Below are 1,264 nucleotides of genomic sequence, written 5' to 3'. Positions count from 1 at the left end.
GCACTGTTAATAGATTTACCGCTAGATAAACGATTCATCGCAGTATTCATTTTGTCTTGGTTTTGTCGCATGTACTCTTGCGTACGCATGCTGTTAATGTTTGTATTAATTCTCATGTTGAGAACCTCCATTGTTATCTTGAGTTTTTTAGTTATATATAAATCTCTTTGTAGACAAAGAGATTTATATAATCAAATAGATTATTGTAATAATTTAGAAACCATTTGTGGTGTTTGGTTAGCTTGAGAAAGCATGCTGATACCAGCTTCGTTTAAAATTTTGAACTTAGTCATTTCAGACATCTCTTTTGCCATATCAGCATCTTCGATTTGAGAAGCAGCTGCTGCCATGTTAGTAGCTTGGCTCGTTACGTTGTTTAAGTTATGGTCTAAACGGTTTAATTGAGAACCGAAAGTTGCTCTTTCATCAGCAATTTTTTGAATTGCAGTGTCCAGTTTTGTTATTTCAGTTTCAGCAGTGGCTCTATCTTTTAAATTAGTTAAAGTGCCAGTTGTCAATGATTTTGTATCAATGGCTTTGATTGTCATTGTATCACCAGAAGCATCAGAAAGTTGAATCTCGATATCTTTTCCGGGAGGAGTGGCAGTTGTATCTAAGAAAGAATTACCGTTAAAATTCGTTTTTCCAGCAATGTGATCAATTTCATCTTTTAAGGCAACATACTCTTTGTCTAAAGAGGCAGTATCTTCAGCGTTATTCGTACCGTTTGCAGCTTGTGTAGCAAGGTCACGCATGCGAAGTAAGATGTTAGAAATAGATCCTAAAGCAGCGTCACCAGTACGTAAAGCAGACATAGCGTCTTGCGTGTTACGTGCTCCGACGTTTAATCCGCCTTCTTTTGCACGCATACGAGTAGCGATAGCTAAACCAGCCGCATCGTCAGCCGCACTGTTAATAGATTTACCGCTAGATAAACGATTCATCGCAGTATTCATTTTGTCTTGGTTTTGTCGCATGTACTCTTGCGTACGCATACTATTAATATTTGTATTAATTCTCATTTTAAGAACCTCCATTGTTATCTTGAGTTTTTAGTTATATATAAATCTCTTTGTAGACAAAGAGATTTATATAATCAAATGGCTTATTGTAATAATTTAGAAACCATTTGTGGTGTTTGGTTAGCTTGAGAAAGCATGCTGATACCAGCTTCGTTTAAAATTTTGAACTTAGTCATTTCAGACATCTCTTTTGCCATATCAGCATCTTCGATTTGAGAAGCAGCAGCTGCCATGTTAGTAGC

Annotated in this window: 3 protein-coding genes; all 3 read right to left on the bottom strand. The window is 36.4% G+C overall.

All coding sequences use genetic code 11. The features are described from left to right. A partial coding sequence (locus CGQ22_RS31190) for a flagellin N-terminal helical domain-containing protein (protein WP_002179092.1) occupies positions 1-116 on the bottom strand: 116 nt, incomplete at its 3' end. A gap of 84 nt (positions 117-200) precedes the next feature. Next, a complete protein-coding gene (locus CGQ22_RS31185; protein ID WP_061139570.1) occupies positions 201-1,022 on the bottom strand; it encodes a flagellin N-terminal helical domain-containing protein in 822 nt (273 codons plus the stop codon). Positions 1,023-1,105: 83 nt separating this feature from the next. Continuing rightward, a partial coding sequence (locus CGQ22_RS31180; protein WP_254922578.1) for a flagellin occupies positions 1,106-1,264 on the bottom strand: 159 nt, incomplete at its 5' end.

It is taken from the genome of Bacillus sp. M13(2017) (assembly GCF_002218325.1).
Lineage (GTDB): Bacteria > Bacillota > Bacilli > Bacillales > Bacillaceae_G > Bacillus_A > Bacillus_A thuringiensis_K.
This window is presented reverse-complemented; position numbering and strand designations above follow the sequence as displayed.

Coding starts and splice junctions, on each gene's coding strand:
- CGQ22_RS31185 (WP_061139570.1), bottom strand. CDS start 1,022: ATGAGAATTAATACAAATATTAATAGTATGCGTACGCAAGAGTACATG.